14 protein-coding genes are annotated in these 16,455 nt (G+C 68.5%); 7 read left to right on the top strand and 7 right to left on the bottom strand.

The genetic code is table 11. The features are described 5' to 3' along the window. Positions 1-221 precede the first annotated feature (221 nt). Positions 222-1,001, top strand: coding sequence for a tRNA (guanosine(46)-N7)-methyltransferase TrmB (gene trmB / locus J5T34_RS02610; protein WP_208578396.1), 780 nt, complete (start codon positions 222-224; stop codon positions 999-1,001). A 199-nt stretch (positions 1,002-1,200) separates the two neighbouring features. Here the strand turns inward: trmB and J5T34_RS02605 are convergent, their stop codons facing one another. The 3 genes from J5T34_RS02605 to J5T34_RS02595 all read right to left on the bottom strand — a co-directional run bounded on the left by J5T34_RS02605 (position 1,201) and on the right by J5T34_RS02595 (position 3,150). Further along, a complete protein-coding gene (locus J5T34_RS02605; protein WP_208578395.1) occupies positions 1,201-2,082 on the bottom strand; it encodes an undecaprenyl-diphosphate phosphatase in 882 nt (293 codons plus the stop codon). A gap of 190 nt (positions 2,083-2,272) precedes the next feature. Next, positions 2,273-2,839, bottom strand: coding sequence for a DUF1439 domain-containing protein (locus tag J5T34_RS02600; RefSeq protein ID WP_208578394.1), 567 nt, complete (start codon positions 2,837-2,839; stop codon positions 2,273-2,275). A 20-nt stretch (positions 2,840-2,859) separates the two neighbouring features. After that, positions 2,860-3,150 carry a YkgJ family cysteine cluster protein gene (locus J5T34_RS02595; RefSeq protein ID WP_208578393.1) on the bottom strand — a complete coding sequence of 97 codons (291 nt, stop codon included), beginning with the start codon at positions 3,148-3,150 and terminating at the stop codon, positions 2,860-2,862. A 250-nt stretch (positions 3,151-3,400) separates the two neighbouring features. Between J5T34_RS02595 and J5T34_RS02590 the strand changes: the two genes are divergently transcribed. The 6 genes from J5T34_RS02590 (at position 3,401) to J5T34_RS02565 (ending at position 11,441) form a co-directional block, all read left to right on the top strand. Next, a complete protein-coding gene (locus J5T34_RS02590; protein ID WP_208578392.1) occupies positions 3,401-4,336 on the top strand; it encodes a TetR/AcrR family transcriptional regulator in 936 nt (311 codons plus the stop codon). 2 nt (positions 4,337-4,338) lie between these two features. Then, entirely contained in the window at positions 4,339-5,463 is a 1,125-nt protein-coding gene (locus tag J5T34_RS02585; RefSeq protein ID WP_208578391.1) for an efflux RND transporter periplasmic adaptor subunit, read from the top strand. Positions 5,464-5,481: 18 nt separating this feature from the next. Continuing rightward, entirely contained in the window at positions 5,482-8,724 is a 3,243-nt protein-coding gene (locus J5T34_RS02580) for an efflux RND transporter permease subunit (protein ID WP_208578390.1), read from the top strand. A gap of 165 nt (positions 8,725-8,889) precedes the next feature. Further along, positions 8,890-9,543: a protein-L-isoaspartate O-methyltransferase family protein gene (locus J5T34_RS02575; RefSeq protein ID WP_208578387.1), complete on the top strand. Its 654-nt coding sequence runs from the start codon at positions 8,890-8,892 to the stop codon at positions 9,541-9,543. 14 nt (positions 9,544-9,557) lie between these two features. Next, positions 9,558-9,884 carry a rhodanese-like domain-containing protein gene (locus tag J5T34_RS02570; RefSeq protein WP_006579501.1) on the top strand — a complete coding sequence of 109 codons (327 nt, stop codon included), beginning with the start codon at positions 9,558-9,560 and terminating at the stop codon, positions 9,882-9,884. A 162-nt stretch (positions 9,885-10,046) separates the two neighbouring features. Further along, positions 10,047-11,441, top strand: coding sequence for a TolC family outer membrane protein (locus J5T34_RS02565; RefSeq protein WP_208578385.1), 1,395 nt, complete (start codon positions 10,047-10,049; stop codon positions 11,439-11,441). Between the two features lie 127 nt (positions 11,442-11,568). On the opposite strand, the gene J5T34_RS02560 is transcribed toward J5T34_RS02565, so the two are convergent. The 4 genes from J5T34_RS02560 to J5T34_RS02545 form a co-directional block, all read right to left on the bottom strand. Beyond that, the gene (locus tag J5T34_RS02560; protein ID WP_244258663.1) at positions 11,569-12,396 is read right to left on the bottom strand and encodes an META and DUF4377 domain-containing protein; all 828 of its coding nucleotides are present in this window, start codon (positions 12,394-12,396) and stop codon (positions 11,569-11,571) included. A 112-nt stretch (positions 12,397-12,508) separates the two neighbouring features. Further along, positions 12,509-13,900, bottom strand: a complete 1,392-nt coding sequence (gene waaA, locus J5T34_RS02555) for a lipid IV(A) 3-deoxy-D-manno-octulosonic acid transferase (protein ID WP_208578539.1) — start codon at positions 13,898-13,900, stop codon at positions 12,509-12,511. A 2-nt stretch (positions 13,901-13,902) separates the two neighbouring features. After that, positions 13,903-15,033 (bottom strand): lipopolysaccharide heptosyltransferase I, encoded by a 1,131-nt coding sequence (waaC, locus tag J5T34_RS02550; protein WP_208578384.1) that lies wholly within the window; start codon positions 15,031-15,033, stop codon positions 13,903-13,905. Continuing rightward, entirely contained in the window at positions 15,014-16,399 is a 1,386-nt protein-coding gene (locus J5T34_RS02545; RefSeq protein ID WP_208578383.1) for a phosphomannomutase/phosphoglucomutase, read from the bottom strand. The genes waaC and J5T34_RS02545 overlap by 20 nt, the downstream gene beginning before the upstream one ends. Positions 16,400-16,455: the final 56 nt, after the last annotated feature.

The raw sequence follows: 16,455 nt of genomic DNA, 5'->3' as shown, positions 1-16,455 counted from the left end.
TTCAGCCCGTTTCAGCTCATCGCAGCTCTTTTCCAGCCCAATGCAGCCCAATCCGGTCCGAAAGCCTGCCACACCCCTGGCCGAAGCATTGCCGCGAGACAAACAGCGGCGCGGCGATTGCCGCGGTAACGCCTGCGGTAAAATGGCGCCCCTGACAAACGTACCCTCTGGCCGCCGCTTCCGACTTGTTCGGTGAATCGCCCGGCGGCCTTTTTGTTGCCATGCTTCCCGACGAATCCAACCCTACCCTGCCCGACGACGAGATGTCCGGCATTGCCGGCGACCCGAGCAGCCACGCCGAAGACCCCGCCGGCAACGTCGCCCATCCTCGCCGCATCCGCTCCTTCGTGCGCCGTGCGGGACGGACCTCGACCGGCCAGCAGCGCGCCATCGAAGAGCTGGGGCCGCGCTTCGTGCTGCCCTACACCGGCCAGCCGCTGGACTGGCAGGCGGCGTTCGGGCGCGAGGCGCCATCGATCCTGGAGATCGGCTTCGGCATGGGGGAGACGACGGCGCATATCGCGCAGCTGCGGCCGCAGGACAACTTCCTGGGCTGCGAGGTGCACGAGCCCGGGGTGGGGGCGCTGCTCAAGCTGATCGGCGAGCGCGGCATCGACAATATCCGGATCCTGCAGCACGACGCGGTGGAAGTGGTCGCCCACATGCTGACCGAAGGCAGCCTGGACGGCGTCCATATCTTCTTCCCCGATCCGTGGCACAAGAAGCGCCACAACAAGCGCCGGCTGGTGCAGCCGCCGCTGGTCAAGCTGTTGGCGAGCCGTCTGAAGACCGGCGGCTATCTGCACTGCGCGACCGACTGGGAGGAATACGCGCACCAGATGGTCGAGGTGCTGTCGGGCGAGCCGACGCTGGCCAATACCTCCGACGCACCCGGCGGCTTTGCCGAGCGGCCGGATTACCGGCCGGTGACCAAGTTCGAGCGCCGCGGACTACGGCTGGGGCACGGCGTGTGGGATGTGGTGTTCCGCAAGCAGGGATAAGCGGAAGCTGAGCCTTCGGTAACCCGAAGGTGTTCTCGGCGAACCTGATGTGTTCTCCCTCTCCCCCTCATGGGGAAGAGGGTTGGGGAGAGGGAGGTGGTTTCAACCGGCATCCGCATAACGGCCGCCGCTTGCCCTCTCCCCCGCCCCTCTCCCGCAAGCGGGAGAGGGGAGAAAACCAGTGGCAAATCCAGGGCCCTCAACCGTGCCAGGCCACGATCCCGAGCTGCGCGGTCGCCAGCACCAGCACGCCGAACACGATCCGATACCAGGCGAACGGCTTGAAGTCGTGCGTCGCGACGAATCGCAGCAGCCAGCGCACGCACAGGAAGGCCGACAGGAAGGCGAACACGAAGCCGATCGCGAACACGCCGATGTCGTCGGCCGACAGCAGGTTGCGCGCCTTGTATAGCTCGTAGACGCTGGCGCCGAAGATCACCGGGATCGCCAGGAAGAACGAGAATTCGGTCGCCACCTGACGCGACAGGCCGAACAGCATGCCGCCGATGATGGTGGCGCCCGAGCGCGAAGTGCCCGGCACCAGCGCGAAACACTGCGCGATGCCGACCTTCAGCGCATCGCGCCAGCCCATGTCGTCGACCGATTCGATACGCGGCGCGCCGGCCTTGGCCGCCTCCAGCAAGGCGTTGCCCTGCGGATGCGACACCTGCCCACGCTTGCTCTCGCGCCATTCGGCCAGCAGGATCACCAGCCCGCCGACGATAAACGCGGTGGCCACCGTGATCGGGTTGAACAGATAGGCCTTGATCCATGGGCCGAGCAGAAAGGCCAGCACGATGGCCGGCACCGTGGCGATGATCACGTTCATCGCGAAACGCTGCGCACGCGGCTCGGTGGCAAGCCCGCCGACCACGTCGACGATGCGCCGGCGGAATTCCCAGCACACCGCCAGGATCGCGCCGAACTGGATCACGATCTCGAAGATCTTGCCCTTCTCGTCGTTGAAGTTCAGCAGCTCGCCAGCCAGGATCAGATGCCCGGTGCTGGAGATCGGGAGAAACTCGGTCAGACCTTCGACGATGCCGAGGATCAGGGCTTTGAGGGCAATGGCGATATCCATGCGATAACGGGCAATTGGAGCGATTCAGGGACAAGGCGCTCGCCGGCCGGCGCATTGGCGCAGCCACACGAGCACGCGGTAATACCAGGGGACGACCCGTGGCGGCACGGCCATGCCGCCCTGCGAAGACCGTGCGAACGCCGGCCTCGCGTTGAATGTTGTCGTTGCTTGTTGTTGCTTGTTGGTGCCGCTACTGCCGGTTGATCTTGACGTTGATGCCGTCCGGCAGCACGGTGATTGTACCGGGCTCGACACGCGAGCCGCCGAACTTGAGCTCGTCGGGCTTGAACGTATAAAGCGGATAGTCCTGCAGCAGCTGCTCGGCCAGAATGCCGCCCAGCGCGTTCAGCTGGCGCGAGTACTGCTGCGGCAGGCCGGCCACGTCGAACTGCTTGACCTCGGGGTCCTGCAGCACCACGGACTGGGTCGCCGGGTCGTAGCGCAGCGCGCTGTCGAGGGCGAAGCGGCCCTTCATTGCCTCGCGGAAGAACAGCCGGTTGTCCAGCGTGGCGTCGAACGTGATGCTGACGCGATTGCGCTGCGGATCGAGCAGCAGCCGCGGGTTGGCCAGCTGGATGTCGAACAGCTGCATGTAGCGCTGGCTGAACGGGAATTTGCGCTCGAGCGCCGCCTGCAGCTGGCTCTGCGAGAAGGTGTAGTCATTGCCGACCCAGCCGCAGCCGGCCAGCCAGGCCGTCAGGGTCAGCGCGGTCGTGCCGCAGGCCGCCAGCCAGCGCCGGCGAGAAATCGTGGCCATCCACAGGTCTCCAGGTTGGGTCAGGCGCCGCGGGCCGATGCCGGCGCGGTCGCGACCTCAAGTTGCGTCAGCCAGTGCAGCGCCGCCTCGCGCGATTCGCCGCACATCTCGCTAGAGGGCCGCAGGCCGCCGCAGAAGGCGGGCCGCTCGGGGCGGCCGAACACCGCGCAGCGCATATCGGGCAGCAATTGCGCGCATGGCACGCCGGCCGGCTTGCCGTGGGGCATGCCCGGCAGCGGCGAGGCGATCGACGGCGCGATACAGCAAGCGCCGCAACCGGCACGGCAGGAAACGTCAGACTGACAGGACATCGCAATGGTTCAGAACGCCTTGGCGGGGGATCCGGCCGAGGTTGCGTTCACCCCGCCGACCGGCGCCAAAGCCGCCATTGTGCACCAGCGCATCGGCAGGGCCTGTGTTCCGGCCCACATCCCCGCTTATCCCCACTCAACCCCGGTCGCTGGCCGGCGCCGCGCTTGACCGCTCCGGGACCGCACACTACATTACTGACCCATCGGTTATTAACTTCGCCGCCCGCCTCGGCGCGGCGCCCCGCCTGCAGTGAACCCACCCCAAGCCCACCGCCTCGATGCCGCGACGCCGTCCGACGCGGCAGAAAGCCCGAGCGCCAGCGACACCCACGGCGCGCCCGAAGCGCGACGCTGGTCGCGCCGCAAATCCGCCCGTCCGCAGGAACTGGTGGCGGCCGCGCTCGAACTGTTTGTCGAGCGCGGCTACGCGGCCACGCGGCTCGAGGACGTCGCCGCGGCGGCCGGGGTGTCGAAGGGCACGGTCTATCTGTACTTCGCCAACAAGCAGGAACTGTTCAAGACCGTGGTGCGGGAGAACCTGGTGCCGGCGCTGGTGCGCGGCACCGATCTGGTCGACACCTACGAGGGCTCGACCCCGGAGCTGCTGCGCGAACTGCTGCGCGGCTGGTGGGGCCTGATCGGGGCGACGCCGGTGGCGGGCCTGACCAAGCTGATCATGGCCGAATCGGCCAACTTCCCCGATATCGCCCGCTTCTACCACGAGGAAGTGATGGTGCCCGGCGACGAGCTGTTCGCGCGCGTGCTGGCCCGCGGCGTCGCCCGCGGGGAGTTCCGCGCGCTGCCCGCCAATCCGACCACCACGCTGATCTGTGCGCCGCTGGTGTTTCTGATGCTGTGGCAGCGCGCGTTCAGCATCGGCTCCGACAGGGACATCGATCCGGAGGCGTTTCTCGACAACCTGCTGCAGGTGCTGCTGTTTGGCCTGACCGCGGGCGCCGCGCGCGATACGCCGCTGCCGCCGCAGGCCGGCCCCTATGTCTGGGAGCAGATCCGCGACGAGATGCAGCAGGAGCAGGCCCAGGCCCGATCGCAAGGCGACGCGCCGGCCGATGCCTCCACGCGCGCAAACGGCCGCCCGGCCCCGGCCGTCTCCGCCGAGCCGAACGAACCGAACGAACCGAACGAACCGAAACCGAAGCGCCGCCGCACCGGCCGTGCCCCCTGACGATGAAGATCTCGCGTAACAAGCTGCTGCTCGCGGTGTTGGGCCTGGCCGTGCTGGTCGGCGCCGGCGCCATGGTGCGCAAGGCCAGCGGCAGCAAGCAGCCGCCGGCCGCGGTAGCCAGTGCTCCGGCGGTCAATGTGGTCGAGCTGCTGCAGACCGACGTGGTCGCCGCCGGCACCCACGATCTGCGCGTCACCCTGCCGCTGTCGGGCAGCCTGCGCGCGCTGAACCAGGCTGCCGTCAAGGCCAAGGTCTCGGGCGAGGTGCGCGACGTGCTGGTGCGCGAGGGCGAGCCGGTACGCGCCGGCCAGGTCATCGTGCGGATCGATCCGACCGAATACCAGGCCAAGGTCACGCAGGCGCGCGGACAGATGCTGGCCCAGCGCGGCCAGTACGAGAACGCGCGCCAGACCTATGAGCGCAATCGCGACCTGGTCGCGCGCGGCTTCATCTCGAAGACCGCCTTCGACAAGTTCCAGTCCGAGCTCGACGTGGCCAAGGCCAATCTCGATGCCGCCGAGGGCGGGTTGGCGGTCGCGCAGAAGGCGCTGGCCGATACCGTGGTCAAGGCGCCGCTGGACGGCATGGTCGCGGTGCGCTCGGTGCAGCCCGGCGAGAAGGTCTCGCCCGATACCGCGCTGCTGGAAGTGGTCGACCTGCGCGTGCTCGAACTGGAGGCGCCGGTGCCGATGGCCGATGTCGGGCGCGTGGCGATCGGCCAGCCGGTGCAGCTCGACGTCGAGGGCGCGGGCCGCTTCGAGGGCAAGCTGGTGCGGATCAACCCGGCCGTCATGCAGGGCACGCGCAGCATCATGGTCTATGTCCGCGTCGACAACCCCGAGCACCGGCTGCGCGCCGGCATGTTCGCGCAGGGCGGCCTGGTGCTCGGGCAGCGCACCGGCGTGGTGTCGGTGCCCATCACTGCAGTGCGTACCGAGGGCGAGCGCGCCTTCGTCTATGTGGTCGAGAACGGCGTGCTCGCCGAGCGGCCGGTGCAGCTGGGCATTCGCGACGACAGCACCGGGCTGGTCGAGATCGCCGGCGGCCTGGCCAGCGGCGCGCAGGTCGTGCGCAGCAATCTCGGCACCTTGCGGGTCGGCAGTCAGGTTCGCCTGATCAAGGCCTGAACGAGCGGAGCGCCCGATATGTGGTTCACGCGTCTGTCGATCCGCAACCCGGTGATGGCCACCATGATGATGATGGCCTTCATCGTGATCGGGCTGTTCTCGTATCAGCGGCTGCCGGTCGACCAGTTTCCGGACATCACCTTCCCGATCGTCGTGGTGCAGACCGAATACCCGGGCGCGCCGCCCGAATCGGTCGAGTCCGACGTCACCCGCAAGGTCGAGGAGATCGTCAACACGATCTCGGGCATCGACGAGATCTTCTCGCACTCGTACCAGGGCACCTCGGTCGTGGTGATCAAGTTCGACCTGTCGGTCGACGTGGCGCAGGCCGCGCAGGACGTGCGCGACAAGATCGCGCTGATCCGGCCGCAGTTCCGCGACGAAGTGGAAGAGCCGCGCGTGCTGCGCTACGACCCGTCGGACGCGCCGATCTTCCATCTGTCGGTCTCGAACGCGCCCGGCTCCGCCCGCAGCCAGCGCGAGCTGACCACCATCGCCGACCAGATCGTGCGCAAGCGGCTGGAGACGGTGCGCGGCGTCGGCGCGATCAGCATCGTCGGCGGCACCAAGCGCGAGATCGAGATCCGCATCCGCCCTGCCCAGCTCGAAGCGCTGGGCATCGGCGTCGATCAGGTGATGAACGCGATCCGCAACGAGAACCAGGAGCTGCCGGCGGGCGAGCTGCGTTCGTCAGCGACCGAGACCGTGGTGCAGATCAAGGGCCGCGTGGTCGATCCCGCCGCGTTCAAGCAGATCATCGTCGCGCGCCGCGGCAACCAGCCGGTCACGCTCGAGCAGGTGGCCGAGGTCCGCGACGGCGAGCAGGAACAGGAGAGCCTGGCGCTGCTGGGCGGCAAGCGCGCGCTGTTCCTGTCGGTGGTCAAGGCGCAGGGGCAGAACACCGTCGATACGGTCGACGGCCTGATCCGCATGACCGACGAGGTGCGCAAGCTGGTGCCCGCCGGCGTGCAGCTGACCGTGATCAACGACAGCGCGCGCGGCATCCGGCGCAGCGTCGACGAGGTCCGCTCGACGCTGCTCGAAGGCGCGTTCCTGACGGTGGCGATCGTCTTCCTGTTCCTCGGCTCGTGGCGCAGCACGGTGATCACCGGCCTGACGCTGCCGATCGCGCTGATCGGCACCTTCGGCGTGATGTACCTGTTCGGCTTCACGCTGAACGTGATCACCCTGATGGCGCTGTCGCTGTGCGTCGGCCTGCTGATCGACGACGCCATCGTGGTGCGCGAGAACATCGTGCGGCACAACCTGATGGGCAAGAACCATCGTGCGGCAGCGCTGGATGGCACGGAAGAAATCGGCCTGGCGGTGCTGGCGACGACCTTCTCGATCGTCGCGGTGTTCCTGCCGGTCGGCTTCATGGGCGGCATCATCGGCCGCTTCTTCCATCAGTTCGGCATCACCGTGGTCGCGGCGGTGATGATCTCGATGTTCGTCTCGTTCACGCTGGACCCGATGCTGTCGTCGGTCTGGCACGATCCGGACCTGCACGGCACCGGCAACAAGCGCAGCTGGTACGGGCGCAGCATCGGCCGGCTGCTGGACTGGTTCTCGGCGCGCATGGACGCGCTCGGCCACGGCTATGGCGCGATGCTGGGCTGGGCGCTGAGGCACCGGCTCGCGACCGCGCTGATCGCCGTGGTGACGTTCTTCGGCAGCTTCGCGCTGGTGCCGCTGATCGGCACCGAGTTCGTGCCGAACGCCGACCTCGGCGAGACGCAGATCGGCTTTACCACGCCCGTGGGCACCGCGCTCGAGGTTACCGAGGCCAAGGTGCGGCAGGTCGAGGCCGCGCTGCGCGAATTCCCCGAGGTGGCCTACACCTACGCCACCATCAATGCGGGCAATACCTCGGGCCGCAACAACGCGCTGGTGTCGGTGCGGCTGGTCGACCGCAAGCAGCGCGAGCGCACCACCGCGCAACTCAATCCGCTGATCCGCGAGCGGATGAACCGCATTGCCGGCATCACGCTGACGATGGTCGGCATGCCGGACGGCGCCGGCGGGCAGAAGGCGATCCAGGTCTCGCTGCAGGGCGACGACCTGGGCGAACTGAAGCGGCTGTCCGAGGAGGCGTCGCGCCGGATGCGGGCGATCCCGGGGCTGGTCGATCTCGATTCGAGCATGAAGGACGATCGCCCCACCGTGGAGGTGCGCATCCGTCGCGAGCTCGCCTCGGATCTGGGCATCGGCATCACGCAGATCGGCAACGCCTTGCGGCCGCTGTTGGCCGGCGATGCGATCAGCAGCTGGCGCGCGCCGGACGACGAGAACTACGACGTGCGCGTGCGGCTGCCGAAGGACGCGCGCACCGGCATGGCCGACCTGTCCGCGCTGATGATCGCCAGCACGCAGACCAACCCGGACGGCTCGCCGAAGATGGTGCCGCTGCGCCAGATCGCCGAGCTGGTGCCGACCACCGGCGCCAACCAGATCAGCCGCCGCGACCTCAATCGCGAGGTCGAGCTGACCGCCAATACGGCCGGACGGTCGCAGGGCGAGGTCGCGCGCGACATCCAGCATGCGCTCGACGGCATGACCTGGCCGGTCGGCTACAAGTACCGCTTCGGCGGCTCGACCAAGTCGATGAACGAATCGTTCGGCTACGCGGTGTCGGCGCTCGCGCTGGCGGTGATCTTCATCTACATGATCCTGGCCTCGCAGTTCGCCAGCTTCTTCCAGCCGATCGCCATCATGACGTCGCTGCCGCTGACGCTGATCGGCGTGTTTGCGGCGCTGCTGCTGTTCGGCTCGACGCTGAACATGTTCTCGATCATCGGCTTCATCATGCTGATGGGCCTGGTGACCAAGAACGCGATCCTGCTGGTGGACTTCGCCAACCAGGCCCGGCGCGGCGAGCATGGCAAGGCCCCGTTGTCGCGCGAGGCCGCGCTGGTCGAGGCCGCCCGCGTGCGGCTGCGCCCGATCCTGATGACCACGCTGGCGATGATCTTCGGCATGGTGCCGCTGGCCTTCAGTCTCGGCGAAGGCGCCGAGCAGCGCGCGCCGATGGGGCAGACGGTGATCGGCGGCATCATCACCTCGTCGATCCTGACGCTGGTGGTAGTGCCGGTGATCTACACCTACCTGGACGATTTCGGAGGCTGGCTGGCCCGGCGCTGGCGTGGCAAGGCCGCCCCGGAGGGGGCGCAGGCCGGGGGCGAAACGGTTGACGAACCCGGCCGCGATTCCGCTGCGGGCCCCGCGCTGCCGGCTTCGGGCCGGCCTGCGAGCGCGGAATGACGGCCCGATGCACCAGCGTCGTGCGTACCGCCCCCCCGCTCCGGTCGGATGCCCCGGCGTCACGCCGGGGAGTTAAAATGTCGGGTTTGACGGAATTCCCCGGCCCCAGGCACCGCGCGGCCGGAACACGAAACACATAGCGGTTGGCATAGCAAGGAAGGCAAGATGGACCTCGAAAAAGCCCGATTCAACATGATCGAACAGCAGATCCGGCCCTGGGACGTGCTGGATCAGGAAATCCTCGACCTGCTGGCCGTGGTCAAGCGCGAGCAGTTCGTGCCCACGGCTTACCAGGCGCTGGCCTTCGTCGACACGGAAATCCCGCTGCCGGGCGGCCAGAACATGCTGGCCCCGCGCGTCGAAGCCCGCGTGCTGCAGGAGCTGGGCGTGCGCAAGCACGAGAACGTGCTGGAGATCGGCGCCGGTTCGGGCTACATGGCCGCGCTGCTGGGCCATCGCGCCCGCCACGTGCTGACCGTCGACATCCGCCCTGAGCTGGCTGCGCTGGCCCGCGAGAACCTCTCCAAGGCCGGCATCGTCAATGTCGAGGTCGCCGAGGGCAACGCCGCCGAAGGCTGGCCCGCCGGCGCCCCGTACGACGTGATCTGCATCTCCGGCTCGCTGCCGGTGGTGCCCGAAGCGATCCTGTCGCAGATCAAGGTCGGCGGCCGCATCTGCGCCTTCGTCGGCACGCTGCCGGTGATGGAAGCGCAGCTGATCACGCGCGTATCCGAGACCGAATACCAGACCGTCAATCTGTTCGAGACCGCGGTCGTCCCGCTGACGGGCGTCAAGGCGCCGTCGCGCTTCCAGTTCTGAGCCCGGAAACCACCATGCAGCAGATTACCGCCACCGAGTTGTCCCAATGGCTGGGCGACGCCAACCGCGCCAAGCCGGTGCTGCTCGACGTGCGCGAGGACTGGGAAGTCCAGACCTGCGCGCTGCCCGGCATCACGCATATCCCGATGGGCCAGATCGTCGCGCGTGCGGCCGAGCTGGACCCGGACGCCGAAGTCGTCTGCGTCTGCCATCACGGCGGCCGCAGCATGCAGGTGGCCAACTTCCTGGAGCGGCAGCATGGCTTCGGCAAGGTCTACAACCTGAGCGGCGGCGTGCATGCCTGGGCCGAGCAGGTCGATCCCGCGATGCCGAAGTATTGAGCGGACGCTAACCGTCGGCCGCGCCGCGTCCGACAAGCTGGAGACGTCATGAGGTTTGCGCTGTGTCCCGCGCGGAGTGCCGCGCATGCTGTTGCGTCGAATGGTGTGCCGAAGGATCTGCGAGATAGCGGTCTACCGCTTCCATCGCGGTCCGTCTCCGGCTTGGCGCTGGCGCTCTGCCTGGCCGCCCTGCTGCCCTTGCCGGCCGGCGCGGCCGACCTGCTGCAGGTCTATCGCGAAGCGCAGTCCAACGACGCCCAGTTCGCCAGCGCGCGCGCCCAGCTTGCCGCCTCGCAGGAACGGCTGCCGCAGGGCCGTGCCGGCCTGCTGCCGCAGATCAATGGCGTGGCCGGCGTCACGCGCACCAAGATCGACCAGAGCGCGCCGATCGACGCCAACCGCTTCCTGAACAACAAGAACTGGGCGCTGCAGCTGACCCAGCCGCTGTTCCGCTGGGACCGCTGGGAAACCTACAAGCAAGGCGAACTGGCCGCGCTGGCGGGCGAAGTGACCTTCAGCCAGGCGCAGCTTGACCTGATCACGCGCACCGCGCAGGCCTATTTCGACGTGCTGGCCGCGCAAGACAACCTGTATCTGGCCGGCGCGCAAAAGCGCGCCATCGCCGAGCAGCTGGAGCAGGCCAAGCGCAATTTCGAGGTCGGCACCGCCACCATCACCGATACCAACGACGCGCAGGCCCGCTACGACCTTGCCGTCTCGACCGAGATCGCCGCGCAGAACGAGCTCGAGGTCCGGCGCGCGACGCTGCAGCAGATCACCGGCAGGCCGGTCGACGAACTGATGGGGCTGCGCCCGGCAGCCGATATCCCCGGCCCGCAGCCGGCCGACGTCAATCTGTGGGCGCAGCAGGCCGAACAGACGAATCCGCAGGTCAGCCTGGCCCGCTACAACCTTGAGACGGCGCAGCGCGAATACAACAAGGCGCGCGCCGGCCATCTGCCCTCCGTCGATCTGGTGGCCTCGTACGGCTATCAGGATTCGTCGGGCCTGATACAGCAGCAGGTCAATGTCGCGAGCCGTTACAACAGCGCGCAGATCGGCGTGCAGCTGACCATTCCGATCTACGCCGGCGGACAGATCCAGTCCCGCGCGCGCGAAACCTTGGCGCTGGCCGACCGCGCCGCCAGCGACCTCGAATTCGCCCGCCGCACCGCCGCGCAGAACGCGCGGCAGACCTTCTCCGGCGTGTCCAACGGACTCGCGCAGGTGCGCGCGCTCGAAGCGGCCGAACGCTCGGCGCAGACCGCGGTGGAATCGAACCGGCTCGGCTACGAGGTGGGCGTGCGCATCAACATCGACGTGCTGAACGCCGAGGCCCAACTGTTCTCGACCCGCCGCGATCTCGCCCGCGCCCGCTACGACACCATCATGAACGGCCTGCGCCTGAAGGCCGCCACCGGCTCGCTCAGCGAAGACGATCTCGTGCAGATCAACACGCTGCTGACCTTGCCGCCCGGCTCGATGTACAAGCTGCCCGAGCCGCCAAAGGCCGCGGCGCCGGGGGCAAAACCGGCGCGGACGGCAAAGCGCGGTTAAAACCAGTCGGCGAGAAATCAGCAGCGGCTAGCGTGATGCCGGTTGGGTTCTCCCTCTCCCCCTCAGGGGGAGAGGGCTGGGGAGAGGGGGTGTTCACTACCACCCACGGTAAAAAACCAGCTTCCCTTCAATTGGCCCGCGTACGCCGCTGCACCTCCAGCAGCTCCCAGCGGATCGCCGATGCGTCGGCCGGGGGATTGGGCACGCGGTACTCGCGCACGCGCACCGTGTAAGCGATGCCCGGCTCGAAGTCGAGCCCTTCGATCGGCCCGTACCACAACTGCCAGGCGCCATTCGGATCCTCGCGGAAGCGATAGCAGGTCTGCTTGCCGACGCCGGTACATTCGACCCGCTGCGAGTCGATATAGACGATCTTCTCGACGCCCGGCGCGGCCTTGGCCTGCTGGTCGTCGAGCCGATCGCCGCGGCGGCCCACGCCCTCGCGCTCGACGAAATGCAGCAGATCGCCATCGGCGGTCTTCCAGATGATCTGACGACCGGTGGAGCCCCCCGACGGCTGCGTGCCGACCGTCGTGAACGGCGATTGCATCGCCTTGAGCAGGCCGTTTTCCACCTCCATCAGCGGCGCCGGGCAGGCGCGGCGGGTGGTGGCGACGCGATCGAAGCGCATGCCGCTGTCGGTCTTGCCGTAGCTGCCGGTCATGCGGTTGCAACCGGTGCTGCCGGTCACCGTGCCTTGCGCCGCATCGATGCCGGCGTTGAACTCGAACAGCACCGGCTCGCCGTTATCGCCGTGCGGGATCTGTTTCAGCGAGCCGTCGGGCATCTGCCAGCGCACCAGCTCCCAGCGGCTGGGCCCGCCGGGTCGGGTCTCGCTCAGGGTCGGTGTCGCCGACGGCGAGTCGGGGGCCGGCGCGGTGGCGCAGCCGGTCATCGCCGCGCCCAGCAGCGCTGCGGCCGCGGCGGCGGTACCCATGCGGAAGGACAGGGACATCGGTTCGCTCCTCGGGTTGGCGGAATGCATCGATGACGATGATGCATCCCGAAGCAAAGAGAATGCCGGACACGCCCGGCAAGTGTACGCAATCGTTTTGACGTGGCCGGGATCAGCGAGTGCCCTCGCTCGCGGCCGGCGCGGACCCGTCGGCCGCCTCGCCGGCATCGCGGGCATCGCCGGTCCTGGCCGGCGCCGGCAGCGCGGGCACCAGCGCCTCGACCGTGCGCGAGGTCGCGCCGCGATGCTCGCCGGCAAAGGCGCGCGCCTGCGTCTGCATGCGCGCCAGCCGCTCGCGATCGGACAGCAGCACCGCGGCGGTATGCATCAGCTGTTCGGCACTGTCGACGCGCAGGCAGGCGCCGGCGGCGATGGCATCGTCGGTGGCCTGGGCAAAGTTGAAGGTATGCGGACCGATCAGCACCGGCGTGCCGACCGCGCAGGCTTCGATCAGGTTCTGCCCGCCCAGCGGCAGCAGGCTGCCGCCGATAAAGGCGACATCCGACGCCGCAAAATACATGGCCATTTCGCCCATCGAATCGCCCAGCAGCACATCGGCCTCGATCGGCTGATCGAGCTGATCTTCACTGAGCGCGCTGCGGCGCTGCAACGTGAACCCGGTCTGCGTCACCATCGCCGCCACCGCATCGAAGCGCTGGGGATGGCGCGGCACCAGCAGCAGCGCCGGCGGACGCGCCGTGTCCGCTCCCTGGCCCCATACCTCTCCGCACAGCTTGTGCCAGCGCGACAGCGCGTCCAGCAGCATCGCTTCCTCGCCCTCGCGCGTGCTCGCCGCGGCCAATACCGGCCGCGTGCCGAAGGCCCGGCGCAGCCGTTGTCCGCGCTCGATCTGCTCGGCCGATGGCTGCATGTCGAACTTCAGATTGCCGGTCACGCGCACCGCCGCCACGCCCAGCGCCCGGAAGCGCTCGGCATCGCCCTGAGTCTGCGCCAGCACCTCGGTGAAGTCCGCATAAATCGCCGCCGCGGCGCGCCCGAAGCGGGCGGTACGGCGGAAGCTGCGCGGCGACAGCCGGGCATTGACCAGATACAGCGGCACGCCGGCCAGGCGCGCGCCGCGCACCAGGTTCGGCCAGACCTCGGTCTCCATCAGCATGCCGGCCTCCGGCCGGAAATGCGCCAGGAAACGCCGCACCAGCGCCGGCACGTCGTACGGCAGGTAGCACTGCACCAGCCGCGGCTCCTTGCCGAACAACTCGGCGCCGGTCTGCCGGCCGGTCGGCGTCATATGGGTCAGCACGATGCGATGGGCGGGATAGGCGGCCAGCAACCGCGCGATCAGCGGCTGCGCGGCGCGCGTTTCGCCGACCGAAACCGCATGGACCCAGATCCACGGGCCTTGCGTCGGCAGCCCATCGTAGCGCCCGAGCCGTTCGCCGACGTGCTGCAGATAGCCGGGCTCCTTGCGCGCGCGCCACGCCAGCCGTGCCAGCGCGGCCGGCAGGATCAAACCCCAGGCCAGGTTGTACAGAACACGCAGCAGCATCAGCCTTCCCGTCCAAGCCCGCGCACGCGGCGCGCCGCGGCATGGACCTCCTCGACCGTCGGCGCCTCGCCGTCGTCGCCGACATTGGCGATGCGTGGCGACCAATAGCCCTCGGTCTTCCAGCGCCAGGTCGCGGTATAGATTTCCACGGTCGGCCGGCACAGCGCCGCGGCGATATGCACCAGCCCCGTGTCGACGCCGACCACCAGTTCGGCGCGGTTGATCAGGCCAAAGCCCTGCATCACCGTGAAGCGCGGCAGCACGCGCGAGCCGGGCACACCGGCGGCGATGCGTTCGGCGGCTTGCCGCTCGGCCTCGTTGCCCCAGGGCAGCATCACCGCCAGCCCCTCGGCGAACAGCCGCCGGCCGAGCTCATGCCAGTGCTCCAGCGGCCAACGCTTCTTCGCGCCCGCGGTCGCATGGAAGCACACCGCGTAGCGCGTCGGCAGATCCGACCACAGCGGATCGTTGGCATGCAGCAGGCGTGCCTCGTCGCCGAAGAAACGCGGCGGCTCCGCAGGGGCCACGCCGGTCAGCGCGGCACCGAGCAGGCGCGAACGGCGCACCGAATGGGTCTGCAGCGGGACCTGAACCGGATCGGTGTAGAACAGCCGCGCGGCCGGCTCGTAGCCCGAGCCCTGCGTCGCATTGGCCAGCCCGATCACCGGCGCGCCCGCATAGCGGCGCGCGATGCGCGACACCACCGCGGTCTTCAGCAGGCCCTGCGTTTCGATCACCGCGTCATAGGCATCCTCGCGCAACGCGCGCCGAAAGCTGCCGAGCTCGCCCCAGACGTCGCCGGAAAACAGGCCCTTGCGCCAGCGCCGCAACGCGAACGGAATCACGCGCCGCACCTGCGGCAGCAGCCGCACCAGTTCGACATAGCCCTCCTCGACCACCCAGTCGATCTCGCAACCGGGCCAGCGCGCGCGCAGATCGTGGATCAGCGGCATGTTGTGCACCACGTCGCCGAGCGAGGACACCTTGACCACCAGGATGCGCGGCCGCTCCGGCATGCGCACGCCCAGCGGGCGCGGCATGCCGGCAACCTCGATCGCCTCGGCGGCGGCGCTGTCCTGCAACGGAACTGCCGGTTCGACCGGCATCCGCTCAGAACGGCAGCTGGGCATCCGGCTTCTCGGCCAGGATCACGCGCTTGAACTCCGCCTGGATGCGGGCCAGCGCGGCGTCGTTATCGGCCTCGAAGCGCATCACCACCACGGGCGTGGTGTTCGACGGACGGGCCAGCCCGAAGCCGTCGGGATATTCCACCCGCACGCCGTCGATCGTGATGACCTCGCGCGCGCCTTCGAACTTCGCGTTGGCGCGGATCTTGTCGAGCAGCGTGAAGGGCTCGCCCTCGGCGCACTTCAGCTGCAGCTCGGGCGTGCACAGCGAATTGGGCAGCGCGTTGAGCACCGCGCTCGGATCGTCATGCCGCGACAGGATTTCGAGCAGGCGCGCGCCGGTGTAGAGGCCGTCGTCGAAGCCATACCAGCGGTCCTTGAAGAAGACGTGGCCGCTCATCTCGCCGGCGATCGGCGCGCCGGTTTCCTTCAGCTTGGCCTTGACCAGCGAATGGCCGGTCTTCCACATCAGCGGCTCGCCGCCATGCTCGCGGATCCACGGGGCCAGCTTGCCGGTGCACTTGACGTCGTAGATGATCTGCTGGCCGGGATTGCGCGACAGGATCTCCTCGGCAAACAGCATCAGCTGGCGATCGGGGAAGATGACCTGGCCGTCCTTGGTGACCACGCCGAGCCGGTCGCCGTCGCCGTCGAAGGCCAGGCCCAGCTCGTTGTCGGTCTCGCGCAGGCAGCGCATCAGGTCCTGCAGGTTCTCCAGATGCGCCGGGTCCGGATGGTGGTTGGGGAAGTTGCCATCGACGTCGCAGAACAGCTCGGTCACTTCGCAGCCCAGCGCGCGGAACAGATCGCCGACGAAGGCGCCGGCCACGCCATTGCCCGCATCGAGCGCGATCTTCATCGGCCGCGCCAGCTTCACGTCGCTGGCGATGCGGTCCAGATACTGCTCGCGGATGTCGACCTGCTGGTAGGCGCCCGCACCGCTGGCAAAGCGCTCGTCGACGATGCGCTGGCGCAGGCCCTGGATCTGCTCGCCGTAGATCGCCTTGCCGGCCAGCACCATCTTGAAGCCGTTGTAATCGGGCGGGTTATGGCTGCCGGTGACCATGATGCCCGAGGTCGCGCGGCGGCCGGCGAGCTCGATATTGGTACCGAAGTACACCATCGGCGTGGCGACCATGCCGAGGTCGATCACGTCCATGCCGGCGGCGCGCAGGCCCTCGACCAGCGCCGACAGCAGATCCGGTCCGGACAGGCGCCCGTCGCGGCCGACCACGACCGCCGTCTCGCCGGCCTCGGCGGCAGCGGAACCGAAGGACAGGCCAATGGCGCGGGCGACGTCACGAGTCAGGGTCTTGCCGACGATGCCGCGGATGTCGTAAGCCTTGAAGATGGAGGGGTCGATTTGCATGCAGCTTCCTGGAAGTGAAGGGAGCGGGCGCCCCGCCAGGGGCAGGCAACCAGGCA

It is taken from the genome of Cupriavidus gilardii (assembly GCF_017598945.1).
GTDB classification, from domain to species: Bacteria; Pseudomonadota; Gammaproteobacteria; order Burkholderiales; family Burkholderiaceae; genus Cupriavidus; species Cupriavidus gilardii_E.
Note: the sequence above shows the minus strand (reverse complement) of the source record. Positions and strands in the feature narration are given on the sequence as shown.